The following is a 1062-nucleotide window of genomic DNA, read 5'->3' on the forward strand; positions in this document are numbered from 1 at the left end:
GAACAGAATCATTCTTAGAAGATGGTGTATCTGAGCAAGAGGCTATCAATAATATGATTGAGGTTATAAAAATGTCAAGTTTTGATGACCTTATATCTGTTGATAGAGAAGACCTAAAGAAAGCACTAGGCTTGGAAATAGATGATGATGGCAACTTTTATGATCCGTTAGCTAAAGACTTAGATAATGACGGAATACCAGATAGGTATGACAATGATTTTAAAGATAGTGATTACTTTGAATCAACCTATGATGTAGAGGATAATCTTCAGGCAAGGGAAGAGAAACCATCTATATTGGGACAAATATCAAAATTCAAATCGGAAGAAGAAAAAGATAAAAATCAAGAAAAAAACGAAAAAGGACAAGAAAGGTAGAGGAGGGCTAAAAGCTCTCCTTATTTAGTACAAGGAGGAAATTATGGAATACAAAGATATTAGAGAAAACTTAGAAGAAATGATGAATGATAATTACAAGGATTTTATAAAAGCACTTGTGAGCATAGAAAAAGGCGTTACTGATGAAAAGGCACTTGAAGAAGTCTATGTTTTATTTATGATCAAAGACACAACAGGTCTATTAAATGATGACTTTGACTATATGATTGATGATATGAAAGAACAAGGTAAGATTGTTGGAAATACCAATGAACTTGAAGAAAAAGATGATCTTATAAATCTCGTGGGTAATATAGCAGGTCAAGTAGAAAATCTTGAAAGAGAAAATGCTAGTGGAGAAAAGTTCAAGGTAAGTAACTTTTCAATTGTTTCAAAAGATGACGGTGGGAATAAAATTTATACCAATTGTTCAGCCTATGGAGATAAGACAAAAGATTTAGAGAACCTAAAACAAGGAGATTTTGTTAAAATATTTGGACAAGTAAAAACAAGTATTGATAACAACGGAAAGGAACATAAGAATGTCCGTATTTTGTCCTCTAAGCTCTTAAAATCAAAAGAACAAGTAAAGAGTCAAGATAAAGATAAAAAGTCCATATTAGGGCAAATAAAAAGCTTTAAGACAGATGACAAAACTAAGTCAACTAAGAAAGACCATAGCAAA

General features: G+C 31.6%; 1 protein-coding gene and 1 pseudogene. Both read left to right on the top strand.

The annotated features are described in order from the left end of the window. Window positions 1-377: pseudogene (locus tag HMPREF1253_RS02520) on the top strand (helicase); the annotation flags it as partial. A 43-nt stretch (window positions 378-420) separates the two neighbouring features. Continuing rightward, on the top strand, window positions 421-1062 hold a 642-nt coding region (locus HMPREF1253_RS02525; protein WP_023055185.1), incomplete at its 3' end, for a hypothetical protein.

This window comes from Peptoniphilus sp. BV3C26 (genome assembly GCF_000478985.1).
Classification (GTDB): Bacteria; Bacillota; Clostridia; order Tissierellales; family Peptoniphilaceae; genus Peptoniphilus_B; species Peptoniphilus_B koenoeneniae.